The following is a 25,363-nucleotide window of genomic DNA, read 5'->3' as shown; positions in this document are numbered from 1 at the left end:
TGGCGTTCGCAGGCCCCGACGCCGCCGTCACTTCACCCATTGGAGTCCCAGATGCAGAGCCACTCCACTGGCCGTCGCTACGTGCTCATCTCGACGGACTGCCATGCTGGCGCGGATCTCCGCGACTACAAGCAGTACCTGGAGCCGCGGTGGCACGAGGAGTTCGACCACTGGGCCGACAACTACTTCGATCTCTGGGGTGACATCGACACCGAGTCGGAGTGGAAGGCCGGCGTGTCGTCGTACATGTCGCCGCTCAACTGGGATTCGGGCAAGCGCCTGGAAGCGCTGGAGACCGAGGGGATCGCCGCCGAGGTGATCTTCCCGAACACGGTGCCGCCGTTCTTCCCCAACGGCGCGCTGGCCGCGCCTGGCCCGCGCAACCAGGCCGAGTACGAGCGCCGCTGGGCCGGGATCCGGGCCCACAACCGGTGGCTCAAGGACTTCTGCGACCAGGCCCCCGGCCGCCGGTTCGGGCTCGCCCAGCTGCTCATCGACGACATCGATGACGCCCTCGCCGAGATCCGGTGGGCCAAGGAGTCGGGGATGCGCGGCGTGCTGCTGCCCTCCGACCACCACCTGAAGCTGCACAACCTGTACTACGCCAAGTACGACCCGATCTGGGCGCTGTGCCAGGAACTGGGCATGCCGGTCGGCCGGCACGGCTCGATCGTCGGCTCGGACGAGGAGCGCGACTCGGTCGACGTGGCGCACGCCTGCGGGGTCTACGAGACCCTCTACTTCGGGCAGCGCACGCTGTTCCAGCTCGTCTTCTCGGGTGTCTTCGACCGGTTCCCCGACCTGAGGTTCACCTTCACCGAGCTGGGCACCGGCAGCTGGGTCCTCGACCAGATGCCCGTGCTCGACGGCTTCGCCCGCGGCGCACGGGTGCCCGGCACGATTCCCGAGATGTTCGCCGGCGAGGCGATCTCCAGGCTGAAGCTGCTGCCGAGCGAGTACTGCCGCCGCAACGTCTGGGTCAGCTCGCTGCTGATCGGCGGCGACGTCCAGCGGCGCGCCGACATCGGCATGGACCGGCTGATGTGGGGCGCCGACTTCCCGCACCACGAGGGCACCGCCCCCCACACCCGCAAGGTGCTGCGCGGGCTGCTGCCGGGCGTGCCCGAGGACGAGATCCGCACGCTGCTCGCGGGGAACGCCGCCGAGCTGTACGGCGCCGACCTCGACCTCCTGCAGGGCGTCGCCGACCGGGTCGGCCCGACCGTGGACGAGGTCGCGACGCCGCTGCGGCCGGACGAGGTCCCCGACGACCCCGCCTTCGCCTACCTCGGCGACAACCGCGACGGCCGCCGCATCTCGATCGCCGGGACCTGATCCCCCAGCGCGCGCCCTGACCCAGGAGGACGGAGATCATGGCAACAGGCGAGGACAGCTTAGGACCCGCGTTCCTCACGCCGCTGGGCACGGACGAGTACGTCCCTCCCCCGCGGACCGCGACCCAGCTGCACGCGAGCGCGACGGCCGCCGAGACAGGTGCCGACGCCGCCGAACGCACGCAGGCGCCGATCCAGCGTTACTGGGCCGGCCGCCGGGGAACGGCCGCCGGACTGCTGGCGCTGAACGAGGCCGCGGGCGACGCCTTCTACGAGGTCCCGGCGGAGGCGGCGCTGGACGACGCGGCGGCCGAGGAGGCCTTCGTCTCCGACGGCCCGGTCATCGACGTGCAGACGCACTGGGTCGCGAGCCGCCCGAGCCTGCGTACCTTCCAGGACCACGTCCTCGGGAGCTACCGGCACCTGGGGCCCGACTGGTGGACCGGGCTCGAGGGGGTCACCGCCTTCACGATGGCGGAGTACCTGCGCTGCGTGTTCGTGGAGAGCGAGACCGCCCTCGCGGTCATCAGCTCGACCCCCGGCACCACCGAGGGCGAGATGCTGCTGACCAACCGCGAGATGGCCGGCATGCGCGAGCTGTTCGACCGGATGGCCGGCTCCGGCCGCCTGCTGAACCACACCGTCGTGCGGCCCAACATGGGCGAGATCGACCGGATGCACGACTGGACCGCCGCCTACCGGCCGTCGGGCTGGAAGGTCTACACGCTCGGCCAGATGAGCGACCAGTACGTCGGCTACGACCAGGACTTCGCCTGGCGGCTCGACGACGACCAGACCGGCCGGCCGTTCCTGGAGCAGGTCCGGGCGACCGGCGTCAACCTCGTCTGCGCCCACAAGGGCGTCAGCGGGCTGGTGGCGTCCGGCTCACCGAGCGACGTCGGCCCGGCCGCGCGGGACTTCCCGGACATCAACTTCGTCGTCTACCACTCGGGCTACGAGCCCGGCCTCGGCGAGGTCCCGTTCACCGCGGAGGCGGCCGACATCGGCGTCAACCGGCTGATCGAGTCCGTCCGCGGCGCCGGTCTCGGACCGGGCGCCAATGTGTACGCGGAGCTCGGGACCACCTGGTTCTGCCTCGTCAGCCGCCCGGTCGAGGCAGCCCACGTCCTCGGCAAGCTCCTGCTTCACCTCGGCGAGGACAACATCGTCTGGGGCACCGACGCGATCTGGTACGGGCCGACCCAGCCGGTGCTGGACGCCTTCCGGAAGTTCCAGATCCCGGACGCGATGTGCGAGCGGTACGGCTACCCCAAGCTCACCGCGAAGGCCAAGCGCAAGATCGTGGCGGGCAACGCCGCCCGCCTCTACAAGGTCGACCTGGCCGGCCTGGCCGACAAGGTCAAGAACGAGAACGTCCTCGGCTGGACGAAGGGGGTCCTGGAGACCTTCGACCGCCACGGCCTGGTCACCGGCAGGTAGCGGCCCATGCCGGCCACACACCCCGATCCGGATGGCGGTCCCATGGACGACGCGACCCAGCAGCGGCTCCTGCGCCTGGCCGACCGGGCGGACATCATCGACTGCCTGGCCCGGTACGCCCGCGGGATGGACCGGCTGGACCGTGACCTGGCCCGCTCCGCGTACCACGACGACGCGATCGACGATCATGCCGGCTTCGTCGGGCCGGTCGACGCGTTCCTCGACTGGTCGTTCGCGTACCACCGCCAGCAGTTCCGCCACCAGCACTACGTCACGAACCACCACATCGAGCTGGCCGGCGACGAGGCGCACGTCGAGACGTACTACCTGTTCGTGGCCACCGAACGCGACCCGGACGAGCCGCTGAAGGTCTACGGCGGCCGTTACGTCGACCGCTTCGAGCGCCGGGACGGGCGCTGGGCGATCGCGGGCAGGGTCTGCCTGCCGGAGTGGCGCGCCGAGACGACCGTCTTCCACCCGGATCTCGGCGGCGCGGTGCCGCTGGTCAACGTCATCTCCGAGGACCGCACCGACACCTCCTACCTGCGGCCCCTCGTCGTCAACAGCCCAGCCGCGGCCGACGCGACGTAGCCCGCATGGGCGCAGCGATCGTCGCTCACAATGCGCACGTCGATGTTGGCGTGCTCCAGCAGGGTGACGTGATCCAGACCGGGCAGGAGTCTGGACGGGTCGGAAGCTGCGATGACCACGACAGCGAACCAGGGCACTCACAGGTCAGGCTGATCCGGCGCATTCGTCACTGGTGCAGACCGCGCTGTCAGTCTTCCGCTGTACCGAGACCCCGGGATCTTCCCGGTGATCTTCAGGTGTGCGGTGACGCGTAGGGCGAACCGGGAGTAGTCGTCCGAACAGGTGAGGATCTCGACGTCGACCGGTGGCCAGCCTTGGCTCCACCCGCGAGGGGGCGCCGGCCAGGGCTCTGTTACTCGGCCCGGACAATGTCCTCGGCGGTCGTCGCCGTGAAGGCTCGGTCGAACCAGAGATCAAGCCGGTCGCTGTCGGTACACGACATGATCAGTTGCCGGGTCTCGGCCGGTACCGCCACACCGCGTTTCTCCAGCAACGTCAGCAGCAGCCGCGCCGCCTGAGCCCTTCCCTCAGCCCTTCCCTCAGCGCGGCCCTCGGCCCGGCCACGCGCCTCGGCCGTGGCGTCGATCTGGTTGTAGAGCTCGGTTCGATACCTCGGACCCATAGCGGTGGTCATGACGAACGCCTCCCAACGCGCCTGCGCTGCCGCCGGCAGCCGGCCCCGAATCTCATCATCGTAGAAAGCCCACGTGGACGGGTCCAGCTGACCGAGCGCCGCCACCATGGCCGGGAACATCTCATCAACGTCCTCGGCGTCCACATCACAGTTGAGATCATCCTCATCGAGGTTGCACAGGTCGGCGAACAGGGCGCGTGCCGGATGGGCCGCGGCGTCCCGCTCGTCGAGGATGCGCGGCACATCAGCGGGGATGAAGAACCGTGGTCGCAGCAGCGCTCCGCTGCCGGTCTGCGCCGCGATCTGCCTGTCGTACCAATCGGCGGTCGCCCGGTCAGGCACGAGCACCACCAGCGCGGCCTGGACTCCGAACCGCGCCTCCAAATGACCGATGTAGAGCTTCCATGACGCGAGCTTGGCGAGCGACCGGTCACGCTGGATCTCGAAGACGATCGCGTGGACCGCCTGTTTGTTCTTGTCGCGGAACACCACCAGCGCGTCGCCCTGGTAGGTGCTCGGGCGGATGTTCGGGTCGAACAGCTCCGCATGGTCGAACGCCGGGGTCGCGTCGCCGAGCACCGCGGCCTGCACCCAGCCAGGCAGGGACGGATCGAGACGGACCAGGTCCAGTGGCGTCTCGTGTTCGTTTGTCGGCATACGAGCGACCATACCTGATGGGTCAGACAGACTGCCGGGTCAGTCACCAATGGAGGCGACGGACAAAGGGAGACCGGGGCGCCAGAGATCACCAACCCCATCCCGATGACCATCTACTGGGACGATCTGACCTTCTGACGGCTGCTGCCGGCCCGCTCACAGATCGAGGCCGTCCTACGCGAGAAGTCCTCCCTCAGGAGTGGCGGACCTGGGACCAGGGGAGGTCTCGGTCGACGTCCGGCTCCTTGGGCAGGCCCAGGACGCGTTCGCCGATGATGTTGCGCTGGATCTCGGACGTGCCGCCCGCGATGGTCTTGGACTGCACCCGCAGGAACGACCAGGCCGTGTTCTGGCGCCACCGGTCGCCCTCGACCCAGGCCTGGCCGCCGGCGCCCTCCAGGTCGCACGCGAGCTCCTGCAGGCGCCGGGCGTGCTCGCCGTAGAGGAGCTTGAGGACCGACCCCTCCGGGCCGACGCCACCCCCGGCGCGGCGCCGGGCGGCGGCGCGGCGGCCGGTCAGGGAGAGCAGCTTGTCCTCGATGAAGGCCTGCACGAGACGCTCCCGCAGGCCGACGTCGTCGACGGGCGCGTGCCGGCGGATCAGCGCCTCGACGGACCGCCCGGTCACGGTCCCGGGCAGCGCTCCGCCGGACCCCGAGGTCGCCTGCCGCTCGTTGAGCAGGACCGAGACGGCGACCTGCCAGCCCTGGCCCACCTCGCCCAGCCGCAGCTCGTCCGCGACCGGCACGTCGTCCAGGAAGACCTCGTTGAACTCGATGTCACCGGCCATGTGGCGCAGCGGGCGGACGGTCACGCCCGGCTGGTCCATCGGCAGCAGGAACGCGGTGATCCCCTTGTGCTTCGGCACGTCGGGATCCGTCCTGGCCAGCAGCAGGCCGTGGGACGCCAGGTGGGCGAGGCTCGTCCACACCTTCTGGCCGCTGACCAGCCACCGGTCGCCGTCCCGGACCGCCTTCGTCGACAGGCCCGCCAGGTCCGAGCCCGCGCCGGGCTCGGAGAACAGCTGGCACCAGATCTCCTGGTGCCGCGCGATGGGGCGCAGGAACCGCCGTTTCTGCCCGTCCGTGCCCCACCGCAGCAGGGCCGGCCCGACCAGGTCGACGCCGACCGGGTTGGTGAAGCGCGGCACCCGGTAGCCGCTGAGCACGCGTCCGATCGCGCCGCCCACCGCCCGGCTCGCGCCGAGGCCGCCGTACTCGGCCGGCCAGGTCGGCGTCACGTACCCCGCGTCGGCGAGGCTCACCCACCACGCCGAGAGGTCGAGCTGGTCTCTGAACGCACCCACCGCACCGGTGTCGCCGCGGCCGATCGCCGCGACCCACTCCGCCGGCAGGTGTGCGCGGAGAAACTCCTGCACGTCCCGCTCGACGTCCTCGGAGCCGATGCTCCCGCTCACTGCCATCTCGCCTCCCGACGCTCGACGAAGGCCAGCGGGCCCTCGTTGCAGTCCGGATGGGCCCGATGCTCGATCAGCAGGTCCCACCCGTACTGCATGGCCTGTGCCATCGGCCGCTCCAGGGCGGACCGGATGGCGCGCTTCGACGCCTCGATCGCGGCCGGGGATCCCGACGCCGCGATGTCGGCCAGTTCGAGGGCCCGGTCCAGCAGCCGGTCCGGCTCGACCACCTCGTCGACGAGCGAGATCCGCAGCGCCTCGGCCGCGTCGAGGCGGCCCTTGCGACCGAGGACGGCGAGACGCAGCGCGTTGCCCAGCCCGATCCGAGGCAGCAACGTGATCGGCTCGATCGCGGTGACCTGGCCGACGCTGACGTGGGTGTCGACGAACCAGGCGTCCGTCGAGGCGACCACCACGTCGGCGTCGGCGACGAAGTGGAAGCCCGCCCCCGTGCAGACGCCGTTCACGGCGACGATCGTCGGGAGCCACACGTCGCACTCCAGCGGCGTCTGGCGCAGCTCCGCGTGGACGTCCGGGTTGATCTCGCGCGGGCCGCCGCGCTCGGCGAAGTCCTGGAGGTCCATGCCGGTGCAGAACGCCCGGCGGCCGGCGGCGGTGATGACGATGGCGCGAATGGTCCGGTCGGTCCGCAGCGACGTCCAGGTCTCGCGCAGCGTCGTCTGGATCCGCTGGCTCAGCGCGTTCATCCGCTGCTGGCGGTCCAGCGTGACCACGAGTACGCGGCCACGGCGCTCCACGTTGAGCTCGTCGGTCATCGCGCAACGCCCCCGTCCGCCGTCACCTGGTCGAGCGCGGCGCGGGCCAGCTCCCTGGCCCGGCGGCGGTCGACCTTGTCCCGTGGCGTCAGCGGCACGGCGTCGAGCGCGAAGGTCCCGCGCGGGACCTTGTAGTGCGCCAGCCCGGTCCGCAGCTCCCGCAGCAGGGCCTCCTCGTCGGGCGCCCCCGCCCAGACGACGCCGGCGACCGGCCGCTCGCCCAGCCGGTCGTCGGGCAGGCCGACGACGACGAGGTCGGTGACGAGGGGCGACCGGCGCGCGGCGTCCTCGACCTCGGCGGGGTAGACGTTGAAGCCACCCACGATGATCTTCTCCTGGGCCCGGCCGGTGACGTAGAGCAGACCGTCCTCCAGGCGCCCGACGTCGCCGGTCGCGAACCATCCCTCCGCGTCGACGGGGACCTTCGCGCCGCCGACGAACTCGGCCGGCATGTCCTTGGTACGTACGAGGATCTCGCCCTCTCCGGCGGGCCTTTCCTCGTCGTCGAGCGGCCGGATCCGGATGTCCACTCCGGTCGCCGGGCGCCCCACCGATCCCGGCCGCCGCAGGCCCGCGCGGACGTCCTCCAGCCGCTCCTGGCTCACCACGCCCACCTCGGTCATGCCGTAGGCGTCGAGCACGGGCACGCCGAACCGCTGCTCGAACCGGTCGCGGGTCGCGACGGAGAGCGGGGCGGTGCCCGAGGTGACGTACTGGACCCCGCGCAGCTCGATCGGCTCGCCACTCGTCGCCAACATGTGGATCATGGTCGGCGTCAGCTGGAGCGAGTCGGCGCTGAACCGGGCGAAGTACGCCCGCACGGCCGGCACGGTGAACTTCGGGATCAGCAGCGTGGGCCGGCCGATCCACATCCGGAACGCCAGCCGCAGGAATCCGGCCGTGTGCCCGAACGGGTTGAACACGACTCCGGGCGCCAGGTGCGCGGGCGCCGGGTCCGGACGGTAGGTCGCCTTGCGGGCGTAGCCGCCGGCGACCCGCTTCGCCCCCGTCACGAAGTCGCCATGGGTGTAGGTGATGCCCTTGGGCGCGCCCGTCGTCCCCGAGGTGAAGAAGATCGCCCCCAGCTCGTCCGGGTCGGGCAGGCGGAAGTCGAGGGGTCCGGGACCGCCGGCGGGACGAGCCGGGGCGGCCACGCCGTCGCCCTCCTGGTCGATCGTGACGACCCTGAACGTCGCCGGCAACTCGGGTGCCCCGGCAACCGCGACGACGGTCGAGACGCCCGCGAGCTCGAACAGCCGGGCCGCCTCGGGTCCCGGCACGAGGGTGCCGACGGCGGCGACCACCCCGCCGGCCCACCAGGTTCCCAGCGCGCCGACGACCCAGCAGGGCGCATTAGACAGATAGCAGCCGACCCGCTCGCCCGGCGAGACTCCCGCCGCCGCGAGGACGCCGGCCAGCGCGGCCGCCCGCTCGGCGATCTCGCCGTACGAACGGGCGCGCACCTCGTGGGGCTGGCGTTCGTCGATCGTCATGAGGAAGGGAGCCGAGTCGCTGCGGCGCACCCGCAGCAGCGCGATCTCGGCCAGGCTGGACGGCTCGGGCGTCGCTTCGGTCACCGGACCACTATAGAAGAAATTGAGCGTGACGCCTTAACTATGTGAGAGACTCCAGCGAACCCAAGCGAGGGAGGGAACCGCGACGTGGACCTCGACCTGTCCGACGACCAGAGGCTCTTCCAGGCCACGACCCGGAAGTTCCTCGCGGCACGCGCGCCGATGCCCGTCGTCCGGGAGCGGATCGGTCGCGGCGTCGACGGCGACCTGCTGACCGGCGGCGCCGAGCTCGGCTGGACGTCGATGCTGGTGCCCGAGGACCTGGGTGGCGGCACGCTGTCGGGCGAGGGTGTCCGCGATCTCGGCATCGTCGCCGAGGAGCTGGGCGGCGCGCTCCTGTCCGGACCGGTGCTGCCCACGAACGTCGTCGCCTACGCGCTGGCCCGCGCCGGGGCCGAGCACCTCGCCAAGGAGCTCCTGCCCCTGCTCGTGACCGGGCAGGAGACGGCGACGTGGGCGATCTGCGAGCCGGCCGAACGCTGGTGCGCCGAGGACGCGACGGTGAGCGCGACGCGGACCGGCACCGGCTTCCGGCTGGACGGCGTGAAGACTCCGGTGCAGGACGCCGACGCCGTCGATCACCTGCTGGTGACCGTCCGGACGGCCGGCGCGGGCGCGACCCAGCTGCTCGTCGACGCGCACACGCCCGGTGTCACGGTGACCCCGCTGGAAGGGCTCGATCTGACCCGTCGCTACAGCCGGGTCCGCTTCGACGGCGTCGAGGTCCCGCCGTCCCACGTGGTCGGTGAACCAGGCGCGGCCGGCGCCCAGGTGGACCTGCAGTTCGCGCTGACCCTCGCGCTGCAGTGCGCCGAGACGGTCGGAGCGACCGATCGGCTCTACGGGATGACGCTTCAGTACGTGAAGGACCGCAAGGCCTTCGGCCGCCCGATCGGGTCCTACCAGGCGCTCAAGCACCGGCTGGCGGAGATGCTGCTGTGGCTGGAGTCGGCCAAGGCCGCGACGAGCGCGGCACTCGCCGCGGCGCAGTCCGAGCAGGGCGCCCCCGAGGCGGCGTCCCTCGCCAAGGCCTACGTCGCAGACCGGTGCCCCGCGGTCGTGCGGGACTGCCTGCAGATGCACGGCGGGATCGGCTTCACCTGGGAGCACGACCTGCACCTGTTCCTGCGCCGGACCGAGACCAACGCCGTGATCTTCGGGGGTGTGGACTACCACTTGGACCGGTTGGCCACCGCGGTCGGATTCTGAGGAGGCGCGCCGATGAGCACAGCCAGCACGACCGACCGGACCGAGCCGGCGCAGCTGCACGATTACCGCGTCCGAGCCCGAGAATGGCTGGCCGCGAACCTGAACCGCGTCGAAGGGGCCGATCCAGACCTCGTCGGCGACCCGTCCCCCGAGCGCGTCGCGGAGGCGAAGCGGATTCAGGCCCTGCTTCACGCGGCCGGGTACGCGGGCTTCACCTTCCCCGTCGAGCACGGCGGCCAGGGCCTGACGTTGGACCACGAACGGGTGTTCCTCCAGGAGGCGGCCGGCTACGACGTCCCCACCCGGTTCTTCGGGGTCTCGATCAACATCCTGGGCGCGACACTGGCCGCCTATGGGACGCACGCGCAGAAGGAACGCCACCTGCGCCGGATCCTGTCCGGCGAGGAGATCTGGCTGCAGCTGCTGTCCGAGCCCGGCGGAGGCTCGGACCTCGCCGGCCTGCTCACGCGGGCCGACCGGCGCGACGACACGTTCCTCGTCAACGGGCAGAAGACGTGGAGCACCGGCGCGCACTTCGCCGATTTCGCGCTGTGCCCGGTGCGCACCAACTGGGACGTGCCCAAGCACCGCGGGATCTCGCTGCTGATCGTCGATCTGCGGGCGCCGGGCCTGGAGATCCGCCCGATCCGCCAGATCAACGGCGAGGAGCACTTCTGCGAGGAGTTCTTCACCGACGTAGAGGTGCCGGCCGCGAACCTCGTCGGCGAGCAGGACCAGGGCTGGCGGGTGATCCGGGGCCTGTTGGAGATCGAGCACGCCTGGGTCGGGCGAGGCGGGGCCAAACGGGTCGACTTCCGCGCGGACGTCTCCGACCTGGTGGCCCTGGTGAGAAGCCGGGGCCTCGCGGGTGACGACGGCGCGCGGCGCACGGTCACCGGGCTGCACGTGATGCTCCAGGTCCAGAAGCTCGTCGCGGCCCGGGTCTCGCACGGCATCGAGACCGGCCGGCTCGACCACGGCTACGGCAGCCTGCTCAAGATGGGCAACGACGCCCTGTCGCAGCGCGGCGCCGAGGCCGCGCTGGCCATCGGCGGCGCCGCGGCGGTGACCTGGGAACCGGGCGACGCCGGCGCCGGCGGGTGGGTCGAGGGCTACCTGACCAGCCGCAGCGCGCCCATCGCCGGCGGCTCGGCGGAAATCCTGCGCAACAACGTCAGCGAGAAGGTCCTCGGCCTTCCCCGCGAGCCGAGCCTCGACCGGAACATCCCGTTCAACCAGGTCCCGCACAACTGAGCCGGCGCTCGACTGCCGTGGACCTGCCACCCTCGCCGGACTTCCGGCCCACCGTGCCCGAGCTCCTGCGCACCGCCGCCGAGCGGTGGGGGCCGCGCGACTGCGTGGTCACCCCGACCGAGCGGATGACGTTCGCCCAGCTCGACGACCGCTCGGCCCGGCTCGCCGCCGAACTGGCCACCCAGGGCATCGGCAAGGGCAGCCGGGTCGGCCTGCTGTTCCCGAACGGCGTCGACTGGGTGATCGCCTGGGCCGCCGCGGCGCGGCTCGGTGCCGTCACCGTGCCCGTGAACACCTTCTACCAGGCCACCGAGCTGGCCCGGTTCCTGCGGCACAGCGATCTGCAGGTGCTGCTTGGCGTGTCAGCCTTCCTGCACCACGACTATGTCGCCCGGCTGGAGGCGGTGGCGCCGGAGTTGGCCGCCTATCGGTACGGCGGGCCGCTCCTGCTCGGTTCACTCCCCCAGTTGCGCCGGATCTCGCTGACCGGGTCGGCGCTGCCGGTCTGGGCGAGCCGGCTTTCGGTCACGCCCGCGCCCCCGCGGGTCGACGGCGGACTCGACGCGGTGGTCACCGCGATGGGCGAGGACGTGACGCCGGCCGACCCGCTGCTCGTCACCTACACCTCCGGCTCCACCGGAGAGCCGAAAGGCGTCGTCCACGGTCACGGCCCGCTCCTGACGCACGCCTTCAACCTGGGCGCGTTGGGGGGCATCGGCGAGACCTGCCGGATCTGGACGCCGATGCCGCTGTGCTGGGTCGGCGGTTTCGTCTTCGGCCTGCTGCGCGCCCTGACCAGGGGCGCCTGTTTCGTCACCCAGGAGACGTTCGACGCCGGCACCGCCCTGCGGCTGCTGGCCGACGAGCGGGTCACCGACGTGGCGGCCTGGCCCGGCGTCACGAAGGCCCTGCTGGAGCATGCCGACTTCCCCAGCACCGACCTGCGGGCACTGCGCGCCGGCCTGTACGAGGCGGTCGCGCCTGACCGGCGCCCACCCGACCCCGGCCTGGCGATCGGCTCGCTCGGCATGTCGGAGACCTGCGGGCCGCACACCTTCAAGACCGCCGCCGAGGAGGCCGCCGGCGCACCCGAGGCGTACCGGGGCACGTTCGGACGGCCCGTCCCCGGCATCGAGCACCGCATCGTCGATCCGGAGACCGGGCACGACCTTCCCGAGGGAGCGGAGGGCGAGGTCCTCGTCCGCGGCTACAGCCTCCTGCTGGGCCTGCACAAGCGGGACCGGGCCACCGTCTTCGACGCCGACGGCTGGTACCACACCGGCGACCGGGGCTACTTCCGCGACGGCTGGTTCTTCTTCACCGGCCGGCAGAACGACCTGATCAAGACCGGCGGCTCCAACGTCGCGCCGGCCGAGGTCGAGAGCCTGCTGCTGGCGGACGACGAGGTGAAGCTCGCGTTCGTCGTCGGCGTCCCGGACGAGATCCGAGGCGAACGGGTGATCGCCCTCGTCGTGCCTTCCGGTGGCGTCGCTCCCGTGAACCGCCTCGGCTCGGCCGAACCGTCCGGGCTCGCGCGTGACGGAGCGGCGCTGGGCGAGTCGTTGCGCGGGCGGCTGCGCGGCCGGCTGTCGAGTTACAAGATCCCCCAGCACATCCTGCCGATCACCGACGGGCAGGTTCCATGGCTCGTCAGCCAGAAGGTCGACCGTCGCGCACTGGTCGCGCTGGCGCGGAGGCTTCTGTCCGACCAGGTCACGGCCTGATCCGACCCGTTCTCGTTCACGCCACTGATCAAGAAAGCCAGGGACCATGGATCTTCAGTATCTCGACGTCGAGATCGACGGCACGGTCGCGACCGTGTGGCTGAACCGACCGCCGGTCAACGCGGTGAACATCGCGCTCTACGACGAGATCCAGCGAGTCTTCGCGAATCCCGACGCGTTCGCCGACGACGTCCGGGTGATGGTGCTCGCCGGGCGGGGCGCGCATTTCTGCGGCGGCAACGACCTCGGCGAGTTCGCCACGATGACCCCCGACAACGCGAGCGAGCGGATGTGGCACGTCCGCGAGGCGTTCTTCGCCATCCAGGACTGCCCGGTCCCGGTCATCGGCGCGATCCACGGCACGGCGGTCGGCACGGGGCTCGCGCTCGCCGCCTCCTGCGACTACCTCATCGCCGCGGCGGACGCGGTCATCGGTCTCCCCGAGATCACCGTCGGTGTGATGGGCGGGGCGCGCCACCTCGGGCGCTGGGTCACGCAGCCGACGGTCCGCCGGGCCTTCTTCACCGGCAAGCCGCTGACCGCGGCCGAGCTCTACAGCCTCGGCGCGATCCAGGCCGTCGTTCCACCCGACCAGCTGCTCGACGAGGTCTACGCCGAGGCCCGGCTGATCGCCGCGCACAGCCCGACGGCGATGCGGGTCGCGAAGCGAGGCCTGAACGCGATCGAGCACGCGGACATCAAGAGCGGCTACACCTACGAGCAGCGCCTGACCGCCCTGATGAGCGGCCATCCGGACTCCAAGGAGGCCCTGCACGCCCGCAAGGAGCGACGCCCACCCGAGTACGCCCCCCGCCAGGACCTGCTCCCGCCGCCCGGAGTGCCGGCCCAGGGCTGACGTTCACCGGCGCCCGCGGCGGCACCTCGCCGCGGGCGTCCGTCACCGGCCAGCCGACCGGAATGATCGCGAGTTTGGCCCTCAAACGGCTGCGACCAGGCCCGATTCACGACCACCTGAGGGCGAGAACGGCGATCATGTCGACGTCCTGCCGTGCGGCAGGACGTCGACAGGCGTCTCAGATGACGATCGAGCCGTCGCGAGGAACCAGGATGCCCTTCGGCTGCAGGAAGTCGCGGAAGGCCTCGACGCCGCGCTCGCAGCCGATTCCCGAGTCGCGGAAGCCGCCGAGTGGGCCGGCGGGGTCGAGGGTGAAGCCGTTGATCCCGAGCGCGCCGGAGCGGACCTCCTTGGCCACGTCGAAGGCGCGCTGCTGGTCGGCAGACCAGACGCTGCCGCCGAGGCCGTACATCGAGTCGTTCGCGAGCCGGAGGGCGTCCTCGTCGCCGTCGTGCGGGATGATGACGCACACCGGCCCGAAGACCTCGTTCTGCGCGATGCTCATCGAGTTGTCGACGTCGCGGAACAGTGTCTTGTCGACGTAGAAGCCGCGGTCGAGGCCGGCGGGCCGGCCGCCACCCTTGACGACCTTGGCGCCCTCGGCCTTGGCCGCCTCGATCATTCCGAGCACCCGGTCGCGTGAGTGGGCCGAGATGACGGGCCCGACCCGGGTGTTCGGGTCCATCGGGTCGCCGATGGGGAACTTGTCGTACACCGCGGCGAAGGCGTCGACGACCTCGTCATAGCGGGCCCGCGGCGCGAGAACCCGAGCGTTGGCGATGCACTGCTGCCCCGCGCCGGGAAGGAAGGTGTAGGCGCAGTTCAACGCCGCTGCCTCGATGTCGGCGTCGTCGAGGAGGATCGCCGGCGACTTGCCGCCGAGCTCGAGCGTGACGCCCTTCAACTGCCTGGCCGAGGCGAGGGCGACGCTACGGCCGTTCGACGGGCTGCCGGTGAACGACACCCGGTCGACACCGGGGTGCTCGGCGAGCAGGGCCCCGGTGGCCGCGCCGCCGGTCAGGATGTTCAGGACGCCGGCGGGCAGGCCGGCCGCCTCCCACGCGTCGCCGTAGTACGCCATGTTGAGGCTGGCCTCGGGCGCCGTCTTCAGGACGGCCGTGCAGCCGGCCAGCAGCGCGGGCGCCAGCTTCATCATCGTGATGAGCTGCGGGCCGTTCCACGGCACGATCGCCCCGACCACGCCGACCGGGTACTGCTGGACGATGACGTCGAGGTGTCCCTGCTCGACGTCATGGCACGGACGGCGCTCCATCCACGGGTACACCGCGGCCTGGTCGACGTAGAAGTTGACCAGCTGGCTGACGATGCCCTCGATCTTGTGGGACGTGGTGATCGTGAAGCCCGCCTCGCCCGTGTAGATCGGGGCGAGGTCGTCCCAGCGCTTGCGCAGCTCGTCCAGGAAGCGCAGCAGCATCGCCCCGCGCTCGGTCGGGTCGAGCCTGCGCCACGGCCCCTCGAACGCCTGGCGCGCCGCCGCGACCGCGCGGTCGACGTCCGCCGCGCCCGCCGCCGGGATCGACCCGAAGACCTCCTCCGTAGCCGGGTTGATGACGTTCAGCGTCTCGGTCGTGGCCGGCGCGACCCACCGGCCATCGATGAAAAGCTTGTCCCTCGTAAGCATCTGGACTCCCTGTTGCGGCCGCAGCTGGCTGCGGGATAGGCCCTTGTGCCGAGCCCACGGGCTCCCGAGCACCGGGCACCGGTGGACATCAGTCGTCGCCGAGGGCGACCCAGGTGAAGCTGACGCCCGTCCCGGGCTCGAAGCTCACGACGACGACGCCCGCCCGCCCCCGCAGGGAGTAGGCGGTCGCGCCGGGGTAGAGCGCGGGGCGCGGTGGGTCGCGGAACACCACGTGCGCATGGTGATGGCCGAGCGCGACGTAGTCCCAGTCGATCGCGGTGATCTCGGACGGCAGGATGGGCGAGGAGTGATGGCTGCGCCGGTCTTGGCGCAGCACCAGCCCGTGACCGGCCACGACCCCCCACCGGCCGGCCGGCTTGTCCGGAACGCCGGCCAGCGGGCGGTAGCGCGGCTCGTGCTCGACGAGCGCCCGGCCCCAGACGACGACGTCGGTTCCCGGCACCTCGACGACCGATCCCCGCGGGTCGTCGAGCAGGAGCACGTGCGGGCACCGCTCGGTGACCCGGAAACGGTGGTAGATGGACGCGTCGTTCAGGTTGTCGTGGTTGCCGGTCAGCAGGACGACCGGGCGCTCGGCGCGGTTGAGCTCCTTCGCGGTCCAGGCCAGCAGGTCCTCCGGGAGCCGGCCGTGGTCGAACAGGTCTCCCACGATCAACAGCGCGTCGACGTCGCGCTCGATCGCGAGGTCGACCGCGCGGGAGAACGCGCGGGCCTCCCGGCCCTGCGGGCCGCCGTCGCCGTTGCCCAGGTGCACGTCCGCCGTGTGCAGGAGGGTCGCTGGGCGCGGCCGCGTCATCGGCATGCTCGGCGTCATCGGCGTGCTCGGCGCGTGACTCAAAGCAGCTGGAAGTACGGGAGGGTCACCCCGTCGGCGACGTCCCGGAAGACGATCTCGACCGGCGCGAGGAGCTCCAGCTTCTCGGTGTCCCCGATGAGGGTCGCCGGGAAGAGCAGATCCTCCTGCTCGTCCAGCCGGACCAGCACATGGACCAACGGCTCGCTCCCCTGGAAGCCGGCGACCATGTGGTCGTGGATCACCGTCCAGTTGACCACGTGACCGCGGCCGCCCACCCGCTCGAACGCGAAGGACGGGTTGTCGAGGTTGTGGCAGCCACGGCAGAAGGCCACCGGGAGATGCGCGAACCGCCCGCAGTGCTGGCACCGTTGGAACGCCAGCTCGTGCCGGCGGACGGCCTCCCAGAAGCCGGCGGACGACTCGTCCGGAACCGGGATCGGGCGGCCGTATTCGCTGGTGGTCGTCATCCGTGCTCGACTCCCTCTCGTGCGGGTGACGTATGCGATCCGGCCGGTCATGCCGGACACAATCCGGCTACGGGCGATCGCCCAGCCGACCCGGTCACACTCGACGAACGGCGATCGGCGTCGGTATCACCATTCACTTCGACTGTCAATATCCCGTCCACGCGCCTTATCGTCTTTGAGTACGTTACCTTAGTTTCACGGAGCCTTCCGGGCAAGCAGAGCGAGAGGGGAAGCCGGCGTGACCGAGACACCCACCCGGACACCGGCCACTCCCGAGACCATCCCGTTGCGCGAGCGGCCCGGGGTGCGGATCGTCGACTGGAACGAGGGCAGGCACCCGCAGGGACAGCCCGGCGACGTGATCGCGACCCTGTTCTCGCTCATCCTGGGCGACCGCGCCGATCCCGACGCCGCGCGCTTCACCCACGCCCGGATGGCACCAGGCAGCGGACCACGGCTTTGGCACGCGCACGCCGACTGGACGGCGTCGATCGTCCTCGAGGGATCGCTCATCGTCGAGGGCGTCACGCTGACGGCGGGCCAGCTGGTCGTCGTGGCGCCGGATGTCGCCTACGGCCCGCTAACCCCGGGCCCGGTGGGCGCGACCGTCCTGGAGATCTTCGCCAGCGCGCGGGCCACCCAGACCCGGTGGGACGACGACGACCCGCGCGTCCGCGACTACCGCCGCCGCGGCTGGATCCTCGATCCACCCGCCGAGCCACCGTCTTGAGTCAAGAAGCTTAAGTTCTCTATAGTTCCCTCGTGGTCTCCTCAGCCGAAAGTCTTGTCGCTCGGGCGCACGAGTCCTGCGGGCTCACCGATCTCGGACCCGGTGGATGGCGCGGCGGGCTCGACAATCTGGTCTCCGCGACCGAGCGCGACGCGAGTGACGATCCCGAGGCCGTCGAGAGGATCGAGGCGCTCCTGGTCCAACGGCTGGTGACCCGGATGCGCATCGAGGAGTGGTACTCCGAACACGCGCGGGAGGCGGCCGATCCGATCGACGGTCCCCTGATGATCGTCGGGCTGCCGCGCACGGCCACGACCGCGCTGCATTTCCTGCTGGCCAATGATCCGGGGTTCCGCTATCTGCGCCCCTGGGAGGTCAACAATCCGGTGCCCCCGCCCGTCCTCGGCCGGGAGCACGACGACCCACGCCGGCCCCGGGTGCCGCCCGCGGCGAACCCGCGTCACATCGTGGCGGTCGACGGCCCGGCCGAGGACTGGCCGATCCACGCGCTGGCCTTCGACCACGCCGAGCTGACGCTGCCTGTGCCCTCGCACGCCACCTGGTGGCGCGGCACGGCGCATCCGGATCTCTTCCCGTACCAGGAGCGGGTGCTGCGCCTTCTTCACGCGCACCGGCCGCCGCACCGCTGGCTGCTCAAGACGCCGGCCTATGTCTTCCTGCTCCCAGAGGCCGCGGCGCACTATCCGGACGCGCGGTTCGTCTTCACCCATCGCGATCCGGTGGCCGCCCTCGCGTCGACCTGCAGCACGGTGGCCGCCGCCCGCCGTCAGCGGACTCCCAGCTGGTCGCCCGACGCCGCGTTCGGCCCTTCGCTGCTCGAACACTGGTCGGTGGGTGTCCAGCAGGCGATGGCCGCGCGGGAGGCCATCGGGCCGGAGCGGTTCCTCGACGTCGGGCAGCACGAGATCGAATCCGATCCTGTCGGGACGGCCGAGCGGATCTACGAGTTCACCGGGCTGACGCTCGATGACGAGGTGCGCCTCAGCATGCGCCGGTGGGCCGAGGCCAACAGTCAGGGCGCCCGTCCGGCGCACCGCTATTCGCTGGAGGAATACGGCCTGACCGCCGCGGGCGTCACCGACGCGTTCGCGCCGTACCTGGAGCGGTTCGCCTCGCACTGCTTCCGCTAGCGGGCAGCCCGACCGCGCCGACGACGGCCGCCCGTGGACCGCGAGGGCGACATGCACGGCCCAGACCTCGCGGGGCGGCGTCGACGGAGTGATCGTCGAGCGCGGTCATTCACCCGCCGCCGAAGTGAGCAGGCCCGCCTCTCGGAGGTAGGCGACGACCGTTTCGGCCGAGGCTGCCGGGGTGGTGGTGCCGGAGGCGTCGAGGTGGATTTCGGGGTTGTGGGGGGCTTCGTAGGGGGAGTCGATGCCGGTGAAGTTGGCTAGTTCGCCGCGGCGGGCTTTGGCGTAGAGGCCTTTGCGGTCGCGGGCTTCGGCGACGTGTAGGGGGGTGTCGACGTGGACTTCGATGAATTCGCCGTTGTCGAGGAGGTCGCGGGCGAGTTGGCGTTCGGCGCGGAAGGGGGAGATGAAGCTGGTGAGGACGATGAGGCCGGCGTCGGCCATCAGTTTGGCGACTTCGGCGATGCGGCGGATGTTCTCGACGCGGTCGGCTTCGGTGAAGCCCAAATCTTTGTTGAGGCCGTGGCGGACGTTGTCGCCGTCGAGGAGGTAGGTGTGGAAGCCCTCGTCGTGCAGCTTCTTCTCGACCAAATTGGCGATGGTGGATTTCCCGGCGCCGGACAGTCCGGTGAACCAGATGACCGCGGGGCGTTGGCCCTTGGTGGCGGCGCGGGCGGTTTTGTTGACTTCGACGGCCTGCCAGTGGATGTTGTGCGACCGGCGGAGCGCGAAGTGTAGGAGGCCGGCGGCGACGGTGGCGTGGGTGTATTTGTCGATGAGGATGAAGCCGCCGGTGTCGCGGTTGACGGTGTAGGGGTCGAACGGGACGGGCCGGTCGAGGGTGAGGTTCGCGACGCCGATCTCGTTGAGTTCCAGGGTCTTCGCCGCGGTCTGTTCCAGCGTGTTGACGTTGACCTTGTATTTGGGTGGGGCGAGGGTCGCGTTGACGGTGCGGGTGCCGAGTTTGAGCAGGTAGGGCCGGCCCGGGAGCATCGGCTCGCCGCCCATCCAGACCAAATGGCATGCGAACTGGTCGGCGACCTCGGCCGGGGCGTCGGCGGCGGCGAGGATGTCGCCGCGGGAGACGTCGATCTCGTCGGCCAGCGTGAGGGTGACCGACTGGCCCGCGTAAGCCGCCTCGAGGTCGCCGTCGGCGGTGACGATCCGGGTGACGACGGACTCCTGGCCCGACGGCAGCGCTCGGATCTTCTGCCCGGGGCGGATCATCCCGCCGGCGACCTGGCCGCAGAAGCCGCGGAAGTCCAGGTTCGGCCGGTTGACCCACTGGACCGGTAGCCGGAACGGCCCGTCGCCCGCGGTGTCGGCGATCTGGACGGATTCCAGGTAGCCGACCAACGTGGGTCCGGTGTACCACGGCGTACTCGTGGACAGTTCGGTGATGTTGTCGCCGCGCAGCGCCGACAGCGGGATGGCGCGGATGGCGTCACCTTCGAGGCCGATCTGGGCGGCGAACGTCCGGTAGTCGGCCTCGATCTCGTCGAAGGTCTGCTGGGAGTAGTCGACGAGGTCGAGCTTGTTGATCGCGAGCACGACGTGGCGGATCCCGAGCAGCGAGACGAGGTAGCTGTGGCGCCGGGTCTGGGTCAGGACGCCCTTGCGGGCGTCGATCAGGATGACGGCGAGATCGGCGGTGGAGGCGCCGGTGACCATGTTGCGGGTGTACTGCTCATGGCCGGGGGTGTCGGCGACGATGAACTTGCGTTTCTCGGTGGAGAAGAACCGGTAGGCCACATCGATCGTGATGCCCTGCTCCCGCTCGGCCGCGAGGCCGTCGACGAGCAGCGCGAAGTCGAGTTCGCCGCCCTGGGTGCCGACCTTCTTCGAGTCCGACTCCAACGCGGCCAACTGGTCGGAGAACACCAGCTTCGCGTCGTACAACAACCGGCCGATCAGCGTCGACTTGCCGTCATCCACGCTGCCGCAGGTGATGAACCGCAGCATCGACTTGTCCTCATGCCGGCGCAGATACGCCTCGACGTCCGTCGCGAGCAGCTCATCCGTCGCATGCGCCATCAGAAGTATCCCTCGTGCTTCTTCTTCTCCATCGACCCCGACGAGTCGTGGTCGATGACCCGGCCCTGGCGCTCCGACGACGTCGTCAACAACATCTCCTGGACGATCTCCAGCAGGGTCGACGCCTCGGACTCGACCGCCCCGGTCAACGGGTAGCAGCCGAGCGTCCTAAACCGGATCGAGCGCTGCTCGGGGATCTCCCCCGCCGCCAGCGGCATCCGCTCGTCATCGACCATGATCAGCGTGCCGTCGCGTTCCACGACCGGCCGCGGCGCCGCGAAGTACAACGGGACGATCGGGATGTTCTCCCGGTGGATGTAGAGCCAGATATCCAGCTCGGTCCAGTTCGACAACGGGAACACCCGAATCGACTGCCCCGGCGCCTTACGCGCGTTGTACAACCGCCACAGCTCCGGACGCTGGTCCTTCGGATCCCACCGATGCGCCGCCGACCGGATCGAGAACACCCGCTCCTTCGCCCGCGACTTCTCCTCATCCCGACGCGCCCCACCGAACGCCACATCAAACCCGTACTTGTCCAACGCCTGCTTCAGGCCCTCGGTCTTCCAGATGTCGGTGTGCATCGCCGACCCGTGATCAAACGGATTGATCCCCCGCTGCACCGCATCCGGATTCTGATGCACCAACAGATCCAGACCCAGGTTCGCGACATGCCGGTCCCGGAAGGCATACATCGCCTGGAACTTCCACGTCGTGTCCACATGCAACAACGGAAACGGCGGCTTCGACGGAAAGAACGCCTTCACCGCCAGATGCAACATCACCGCACTGTCCTTACCGACCGAATACAACATCACCGCCCGCTCAGACTCCGCCACAGCCTCCCGAAAGATCTGGATACTCTCCGCCTCCAGACGCCGCAAATGCGACAGATGCGCACTGCTGGAGAGCATCTTCGCCGCCATACCATCCCTCTGAGCGGTCATGACGGCGCCTCGATCAGGACACGTGCGGTCGACGTCCCGAGCATTCTGTAGGTCTCCTGTCCGCCCCCATGACGGGTTGCCGAGAACGACATCGACCGTCGCCAAGAGTGACTCCTCATGGCCGTACGTTGCCGGTGGGCCGGGCGATGATCTCGTTGAGGGCGACGTCAGGGGGCAGGCTCATCGCGTAGACCATCGCCCGGGCGAGGATGGCCGCCTGCGCCGGGCCGGTGCCGGGCAGGAACACCGGAATGTCGAGGTCGAGGCGGTCGCCGTCGCGGTGGTTCTTGTCACCGACCAGGCCGGGCGTCGCGAACATTCCGGGTACAACGAGGCTGACGTTGATCCCACGGGGTGCCAGTTCCAGGCGCAACGTCTGGACCGCTGCCTCCAGCCCTCGTTTCGAGGCGCCGTAGATGCCCAGCCCGGGCACGGCCATCAGCGCGGCGGCCGAGCCGGTGACCAGGACGTCGCGGCGCTCGGCGGCGTCGTCGAGGTGGTCGAGGGCGTAGCGGACGCTGGCCAGCGGGCCGATCAGGTTGACGTCCATGATCTGGCGCCACAGTTTGGGCGTGCCGCCGGCGATCGAGCCGGTGATGTTCTGCCCGGCGACCGCGACCACGCCGTCCAGCCCGCCGAGCCCGCGCGCCGCGGCCGCGACTCCCGCCTCGAGCCTGTCGAGGTCGGTGACGTCGGCGCACACCGGGATGGACCGCTCGCCCAGCTCGGCGGCGAGCGCGTCGAGCAGCTCCTTGCGCCGGGCCAGCATGGCTACCGACGCGCCGGCCGCGACCGCGGCTCGACAAACCTCGGAACCGATGCCGCTGGAGGCACCGGCGACCAGTATCCGCCGGCCGGTGAGGTGATACTCCAGCCCCATGGGGCCTCCTGTTCCCGATCCGCTCAGGCTAGGCAGAAACGTCTTCCAGCTCGACGTCGACCGCGGAGATGTACTCGTCGAACAGCGGTTCCAGATCTGTCCGGGTCACCCCGAAGTCGTCCAGTGAGTAAGGCCGCGGGCCGAAGCGATTCTGCGGGTGGTCGACCAGCCACTTGCGCATGGCGTCCTCGGTCTCCGAGGTCAAGGTGTCGCCCGCCCAGTCGTAGAGGTCGCGCATCTGCCCGATCGGATCGCGCATCACGGCGTCGTAATGCAGGTCGAAGAAGCGGCCGGCTCCGACCCGTTCGCGGGCCAGCAGAGGCCGCTCGACGTGCGCTGCCAACTGCCGCAGGACCCAGGGTGTGACGCTGGCCGGATCGAAGTCCGGGCCCGCCACCGGCGGCCGGGAAAGCTTGTTGATGCTCAGGAAGGAGGCCGTGGCACGGAACGGGTCGCGATGGGCCCAGACGATCCGCGCGTCGGGAAAGACCTCGAGCAGGGTGTCGATGTGCACGGCGTGCGAGGGGAGCTTCAGCGCCCAGATCCCCGGGGCCGTCGACTGCAGAATCTGAAGAATGGATCGCTGGTACTCGTAGGCGCTCGTCACGTCGGCGCCGAGGTACCAGTCGGAGTAGTCGGCGGTCGGCATCGACGATTCCCACAGGAATGACTTGAAGTCGTGGGCCTGCAGGAAACAGTCCTCGGTCGGGTCGTCGGCATCGTCCCAGTGCGGGATCGCGGCACCCAGGCCGCGGAGTTCGGCCAGCCGCTCGGCGAGCGTGGCCTTGCGGGCCAGGCACCGCGGGTCGGTCCGCAGGTTCTCCGTGGTCGCGGGCGGGACAGGTTCGTCGGCCTGCCACTTCAGCAGCGAGCGGCGCGCCGGGTCCTGGTCGAGCAGATGGCTGGCCATCGTCGTCCCGGTCCGGGGCAGGCCGAGCACCACCAACGGCCGCTCGACCCGCTCCGACATCACCTCCGGATGGCCCGCCAGGTAGTCCAGCACCCGCAGCCGAACGGCGAGCGCGTCGACGTACTGCCCGTACACCTGCGCCCGGCCGGTGGCCTGGGTGTTCGGATACGCCTCGACCGACGTGACGAGCCGGGTCAGGCCGTCACGCCAGGAGTCGGAACCTAAGTCGGTCAGTCCGGTTCGCTCGCGTGCCTGGCCGACCAGACCGTCAACGACGTCATCGACACCAGCGCTCATCTTCGTCCTCTCCATCGGGGCACGGCCGGCAAGTTGTCAGCCGAGCCGTCGCTCGGCGTCGGCGATCTCGTCCTCGAGCCAGCTGACCTCGCTGAAGTTCTCCCGCCCGCTCGCCACGAGCAGCGCGGCCAGCGCGTCACGTCTGGCGGTGAGCGCGGCCCGGTGCGCCGGCTCATGCGAGAGCACCATGTCCGTCAGGTGCAGGGCCTCCAGCGGCCGCCCAGCATCGGCATGGGCACGGGCTCGGTCCGCGAGTGCGTCGGACCCGGCCGACTCGACGACGTCCCCCCAGACCGCGGACGGCGGCACCGAGTACAGCTCGGTCGTCGACTCGTAGCGGAACCAGCCGACGTGCTCCTCGTGGATCGCGCGCACGACCCACGGCACCTTGCCGTGCAGTTGCGGGAGGGTGAGCGCGGGCGGCAGCGTGACCGTGTCCATCAGCGTCCACATGCTCTGCCCGGCGTTCATGCCCTCGATCGTGCGTTCGCGCAGGTGGGCAACCGCGTCGTGGACCTTCTGGAGGACACCGCGGATGTTCTCGGCGCCCTCGAACTTGTGATGCCCGTTGATCAGGACCTCGGGTTCCAGGGAGAGGACGCGTTCGATGCCGCGCAGGCAGGACATCGCGCTTCGGATCTTGTCGCCGCGGATCGTGTAGAGGTTGGGCAGGTGACCGAACATCGGCCCGAGCAGATTGCCGATGAACACCGTCCGGTCAGCCGGGAGCCACACGACGAGCGCGTCCAGGGTCTCCCCACCCGGCGTGGCGTACAGCTCGAACCTGCGCCCACCCAGGGTGAAGGAGTGCTCGTCGACGAACGCCGTCGTGAGCTCGGCCTCTCGCGCGTCGCGGTCCTCGGCGGTGCCGGTGCGGAACCGTCCCCACAGCCGGGCGATGCGGGCGCTGTAGAACGGCCGCAGCGTCCGCCAGTACTCCCGCACGTCCGGGTGGTTGGCCTGCGCGATCGTCTCGACCCCGGGACCGGTGAACTGCGACCAGCCACCGACATGATCCGGGTGGCCCTGCGTGAAGGTGATGACGCGCAGCGGATTGTCGCTGATCTCGGCGAACCGCCGCTTGATCTCCGGCGCCTCGGTCGCGAGACCGGTGTTGATCTGTACATCCCCGTCGGGCGTCACGACTCGGTAGGCGTTCGCCACCCCGATCGAGCCGAAGATCCCGTTTCCGAGGTCGGTCGCCGACTGCGCGCTCTCCCCGGCGTTCACCAGATCCTGAAGTTCGGTCACCACGTCACCTCTTCACGCTGCCGCCGACCTCGACTAGTTTCAGGCGCGAAACTTAACACGAGAGTCCTGCGCGTGCCTGCGATCGGCCGCGTTCTTGCCTCGACGAGCCAGGCCAGACCCGACCTCAGATCACTGAACGGAGAGCGAATGAAGCCCGAGGACAAGTACCACGTCGGGATCATCGTCGACGACTTCGACGAGACACTCGCCTGGTACAGCAAGGTGTTCGGCTACCGGTGGGCCGAGCCGGTCGACGTGGCCAACCCGATCGTCACCCCGGCCGGCGAGCAGACAGTCCAGATGCGGATGACGTACTCGGTGGAAGAGCCGCGCATCGAGATCATCCAGTCGATCCCCGGGACCCTGTGGGAGCCGGCCGACTCCGGCGTCCACCACGTCGGCTACTGGACCGACGACGTCGTGGGCGACGTCGCCACCCTGACTGCCAGCGGAATGACGCTCGACGTCAGCGGCCTGTTCCCGGACGGGTCGATGATGTGGGCCTACTGTGGCGCACCCGGACGGCAACGGACCGAACTCGTGAGCCGCGCCCTGGAACCGTCCATGCGGCAGTGGTGGGCGAGCGGCGCCACGCGCTGAGAAGCCTCAGGCCACATACTCGAATCACTTACAGCCGGGCGGAACCCCGTTTCAGCCTCTTCACAATGAGTCATGCAACTTATTTTTCAGCCTGCCCGTTGAGGCCAATCATCGCGACGCCGCCACGCGGTCACGGCGCCATGCGCGCGGCCCTGTCCTGACGGATGCTCC

Annotated in this window: 22 protein-coding genes; 10 read left to right on the top strand and 12 right to left on the bottom strand. The window is 70.2% G+C overall.

The window, feature by feature from the left end:
• Positions 1-51: 51 nt before the first annotated feature.
• From FRAEUI1C_RS14130 to FRAEUI1C_RS14120, 3 genes are read left to right on the top strand one after another with little or no spacing between them, the layout of a single operon-like run.
• On the top strand, positions 52-1,335 hold the full coding sequence (locus FRAEUI1C_RS14130) for an amidohydrolase family protein (protein WP_013423986.1): 1,284 nt from the start codon (positions 52-54) through the stop codon (positions 1,333-1,335).
• A 38-nt stretch (positions 1,336-1,373) separates the two neighbouring features.
• Positions 1,374-2,774, top strand: a complete 1,401-nt coding sequence (locus FRAEUI1C_RS14125; protein WP_013423985.1) for an amidohydrolase family protein — start codon at positions 1,374-1,376, stop codon at positions 2,772-2,774.
• A 42-nt stretch (positions 2,775-2,816) separates the two neighbouring features.
• On the top strand, positions 2,817-3,365 hold the full coding sequence (locus tag FRAEUI1C_RS14120; protein ID WP_013423984.1) for a nuclear transport factor 2 family protein: 549 nt from the start codon (positions 2,817-2,819) through the stop codon (positions 3,363-3,365).
• Between the two features lie 352 nt (positions 3,366-3,717).
• Here the strand turns inward: FRAEUI1C_RS14120 and FRAEUI1C_RS14115 are convergent, their stop codons facing one another.
• The 4 genes from FRAEUI1C_RS14115 to FRAEUI1C_RS36260 form a co-directional block, all read right to left on the bottom strand.
• Positions 3,718-4,578: an RpnC/YadD family protein gene (locus tag FRAEUI1C_RS14115; RefSeq protein ID WP_232425425.1), complete on the bottom strand. Its 861-nt coding sequence runs from the start codon at positions 4,576-4,578 to the stop codon at positions 3,718-3,720.
• Positions 4,579-4,849: 271 nt separating this feature from the next.
• Complete coding sequence (locus FRAEUI1C_RS14110; protein WP_013423982.1) at positions 4,850-6,079, bottom strand: acyl-CoA dehydrogenase family protein; 1,230 nt, start codon at positions 6,077-6,079, stop codon at positions 4,850-4,852.
• Positions 6,070-6,849, bottom strand: a complete 780-nt coding sequence (locus FRAEUI1C_RS14105) for an enoyl-CoA hydratase/isomerase family protein (protein ID WP_013423981.1) — start codon at positions 6,847-6,849, stop codon at positions 6,070-6,072. The genes FRAEUI1C_RS14110 and FRAEUI1C_RS14105 overlap by 10 nt, the downstream gene beginning before the upstream one ends.
• On the bottom strand, positions 6,846-8,426 hold the full coding sequence (locus FRAEUI1C_RS36260; RefSeq protein ID WP_013423980.1) for a class I adenylate-forming enzyme family protein: 1,581 nt from the start codon (positions 8,424-8,426) through the stop codon (positions 6,846-6,848). The genes FRAEUI1C_RS14105 and FRAEUI1C_RS36260 overlap by 4 nt, the downstream gene beginning before the upstream one ends.
• Positions 8,427-8,510: 84 nt before the next feature.
• Between FRAEUI1C_RS36260 and FRAEUI1C_RS14095 the strand changes: the two genes are divergently transcribed.
• The 4 genes from FRAEUI1C_RS14095 to FRAEUI1C_RS14080 are packed head-to-tail and all read left to right on the top strand — an operon-like array spanning position 8,511 to position 13,466.
• Positions 8,511-9,632 carry an acyl-CoA dehydrogenase family protein gene (locus FRAEUI1C_RS14095; RefSeq protein WP_013423979.1) on the top strand — a complete coding sequence of 374 codons (1,122 nt, stop codon included), beginning with the start codon at positions 8,511-8,513 and terminating at the stop codon, positions 9,630-9,632.
• 12 nt (positions 9,633-9,644) lie between these two features.
• Entirely contained in the window at positions 9,645-10,886 is a 1,242-nt protein-coding gene (locus FRAEUI1C_RS14090) for an acyl-CoA dehydrogenase family protein (protein ID WP_013423978.1), read from the top strand.
• 17 nt (positions 10,887-10,903) lie between these two features.
• The gene (locus tag FRAEUI1C_RS14085) at positions 10,904-12,610 is read left to right on the top strand and encodes a class I adenylate-forming enzyme family protein (protein WP_013423977.1); all 1,707 of its coding nucleotides are present in this window, start codon (positions 10,904-10,906) and stop codon (positions 12,608-12,610) included.
• A 46-nt stretch (positions 12,611-12,656) separates the two neighbouring features.
• Positions 12,657-13,466, top strand: coding sequence for an enoyl-CoA hydratase-related protein (locus FRAEUI1C_RS14080; RefSeq protein ID WP_013423976.1), 810 nt, complete (start codon positions 12,657-12,659; stop codon positions 13,464-13,466).
• Positions 13,467-13,644: 178 nt separating this feature from the next.
• Here FRAEUI1C_RS14080 and FRAEUI1C_RS14075 read toward each other — a convergent pair whose 3' ends face one another.
• From FRAEUI1C_RS14075 to FRAEUI1C_RS14065, 3 genes are all read right to left on the bottom strand, one after another.
• Positions 13,645-15,108, bottom strand: a complete 1,464-nt coding sequence (locus tag FRAEUI1C_RS14075; RefSeq protein ID WP_013423975.1) for an aldehyde dehydrogenase family protein — start codon at positions 15,106-15,108, stop codon at positions 13,645-13,647.
• 88 nt (positions 15,109-15,196) lie between these two features.
• Positions 15,197-15,931, bottom strand: coding sequence for a metallophosphoesterase family protein (locus FRAEUI1C_RS14070; protein WP_157734932.1), 735 nt, complete (start codon positions 15,929-15,931; stop codon positions 15,197-15,199).
• A 32-nt stretch (positions 15,932-15,963) separates the two neighbouring features.
• The gene (locus tag FRAEUI1C_RS14065; protein ID WP_013423973.1) at positions 15,964-16,392 is read right to left on the bottom strand and encodes a Zn-ribbon domain-containing OB-fold protein; all 429 of its coding nucleotides are present in this window, start codon (positions 16,390-16,392) and stop codon (positions 15,964-15,966) included.
• A 238-nt stretch (positions 16,393-16,630) separates the two neighbouring features.
• Here FRAEUI1C_RS14065 and FRAEUI1C_RS14060 point away from each other — a divergent pair, with 238 nt between their 5' ends.
• Together FRAEUI1C_RS14060 and FRAEUI1C_RS14055 are read left to right on the top strand one after the other, a co-directional pair.
• On the top strand, positions 16,631-17,122 hold the full coding sequence (locus tag FRAEUI1C_RS14060; RefSeq protein WP_013423972.1) for a cupin domain-containing protein: 492 nt from the start codon (positions 16,631-16,633) through the stop codon (positions 17,120-17,122).
• 32 nt (positions 17,123-17,154) lie between these two features.
• Complete coding sequence (locus tag FRAEUI1C_RS14055; RefSeq protein WP_013423971.1) at positions 17,155-18,273, top strand: sulfotransferase family protein; 1,119 nt, start codon at positions 17,155-17,157, stop codon at positions 18,271-18,273.
• Between the two features lie 105 nt (positions 18,274-18,378).
• On the opposite strand, the gene cysN is transcribed toward FRAEUI1C_RS14055, so the two are convergent.
• The 5 genes from cysN to FRAEUI1C_RS14030 form a co-directional block, all read right to left on the bottom strand.
• Positions 18,379-20,307 (bottom strand): sulfate adenylyltransferase subunit CysN, encoded by a 1,929-nt coding sequence (cysN, locus tag FRAEUI1C_RS14050; RefSeq protein ID WP_013423970.1) that lies wholly within the window; start codon positions 20,305-20,307, stop codon positions 18,379-18,381.
• Entirely contained in the window at positions 20,307-21,254 is a 948-nt protein-coding gene (cysD, locus tag FRAEUI1C_RS14045; protein ID WP_013423969.1) for a sulfate adenylyltransferase subunit CysD, read from the bottom strand. Before cysD ends, cysN begins: the two co-directional genes overlap by 1 nt.
• Positions 21,255-21,369: 115 nt before the next feature.
• A complete protein-coding gene (locus tag FRAEUI1C_RS14040; RefSeq protein ID WP_013423968.1) occupies positions 21,370-22,134 on the bottom strand; it encodes an SDR family oxidoreductase in 765 nt (254 codons plus the stop codon).
• A 28-nt stretch (positions 22,135-22,162) separates the two neighbouring features.
• On the bottom strand, positions 22,163-23,341 hold the full coding sequence (locus FRAEUI1C_RS14035; protein WP_013423967.1) for a sulfotransferase family protein: 1,179 nt from the start codon (positions 23,339-23,341) through the stop codon (positions 22,163-22,165).
• A 36-nt stretch (positions 23,342-23,377) separates the two neighbouring features.
• A complete protein-coding gene (locus tag FRAEUI1C_RS14030) occupies positions 23,378-24,592 on the bottom strand; it encodes an alkyl sulfatase dimerization domain-containing protein (RefSeq protein ID WP_013423966.1) in 1,215 nt (404 codons plus the stop codon).
• Positions 24,593-24,739: 147 nt separating this feature from the next.
• Here FRAEUI1C_RS14030 and FRAEUI1C_RS14025 point away from each other — a divergent pair, with 147 nt between their 5' ends.
• Positions 24,740-25,192, top strand: a complete 453-nt coding sequence (locus tag FRAEUI1C_RS14025; protein WP_013423965.1) for a VOC family protein — start codon at positions 24,740-24,742, stop codon at positions 25,190-25,192.
• The last annotated feature ends 171 nt before the right edge of the window (positions 25,193-25,363 follow it).

Origin of the sequence: Pseudofrankia inefficax (assembly GCF_000166135.1) — a bacterium.
Classification (GTDB): domain Bacteria; phylum Actinomycetota; class Actinomycetes; order Frankiales; family Frankiaceae; genus Pseudofrankia; species Pseudofrankia inefficax.
Note: the sequence above shows the minus strand (reverse complement) of the source record. Positions and strands in the feature narration are given on the sequence as shown.

Coding starts and splice junctions, on each gene's coding strand:
- FRAEUI1C_RS14040 (WP_013423968.1), bottom strand. CDS start 22,134: ATGGGGCTGGAGTATCACCTCACCGGCCGGCGGATACTGGTCGCCGGT.
- FRAEUI1C_RS14110 (WP_013423982.1), bottom strand. CDS start 6,079: ATGGCAGTGAGCGGGAGCATCGGCTCCGAGGACGTCGAGCGGGACGTG.
- FRAEUI1C_RS14035 (WP_013423967.1), bottom strand. CDS start 23,341: ATGAGCGCTGGTGTCGATGACGTCGTTGACGGTCTGGTCGGCCAGGCA.
- cysN (WP_013423970.1), bottom strand. CDS start 20,307: ATGGCGCATGCGACGGATGAGCTGCTCGCGACGGACGTCGAGGCGTAT.
- FRAEUI1C_RS14105 (WP_013423981.1), bottom strand. CDS start 6,849: ATGACCGACGAGCTCAACGTGGAGCGCCGTGGCCGCGTACTCGTGGTC.
- FRAEUI1C_RS14130 (WP_013423986.1), top strand. CDS start 52: ATGCAGAGCCACTCCACTGGCCGTCGCTACGTGCTCATCTCGACGGAC.
- FRAEUI1C_RS14070 (WP_157734932.1), bottom strand. CDS start 15,931: ATGCCGATGACGCGGCCGCGCCCAGCGACCCTCCTGCACACGGCGGAC.
- FRAEUI1C_RS14075 (WP_013423975.1), bottom strand. CDS start 15,108: ATGCTTACGAGGGACAAGCTTTTCATCGATGGCCGGTGGGTCGCGCCG.
- FRAEUI1C_RS14125 (WP_013423985.1), top strand. CDS start 1,374: ATGGCAACAGGCGAGGACAGCTTAGGACCCGCGTTCCTCACGCCGCTG.
- FRAEUI1C_RS14065 (WP_013423973.1), bottom strand. CDS start 16,392: ATGACGACCACCAGCGAATACGGCCGCCCGATCCCGGTTCCGGACGAG.
- FRAEUI1C_RS14080 (WP_013423976.1), top strand. CDS start 12,657: ATGGATCTTCAGTATCTCGACGTCGAGATCGACGGCACGGTCGCGACC.
- FRAEUI1C_RS14120 (WP_013423984.1), top strand. CDS start 2,817: ATGGACGACGCGACCCAGCAGCGGCTCCTGCGCCTGGCCGACCGGGCG.
- FRAEUI1C_RS14090 (WP_013423978.1), top strand. CDS start 9,645: ATGAGCACAGCCAGCACGACCGACCGGACCGAGCCGGCGCAGCTGCAC.
- FRAEUI1C_RS14025 (WP_013423965.1), top strand. CDS start 24,740: ATGAAGCCCGAGGACAAGTACCACGTCGGGATCATCGTCGACGACTTC.
- cysD (WP_013423969.1), bottom strand. CDS start 21,254: ATGACCGCTCAGAGGGATGGTATGGCGGCGAAGATGCTCTCCAGCAGT.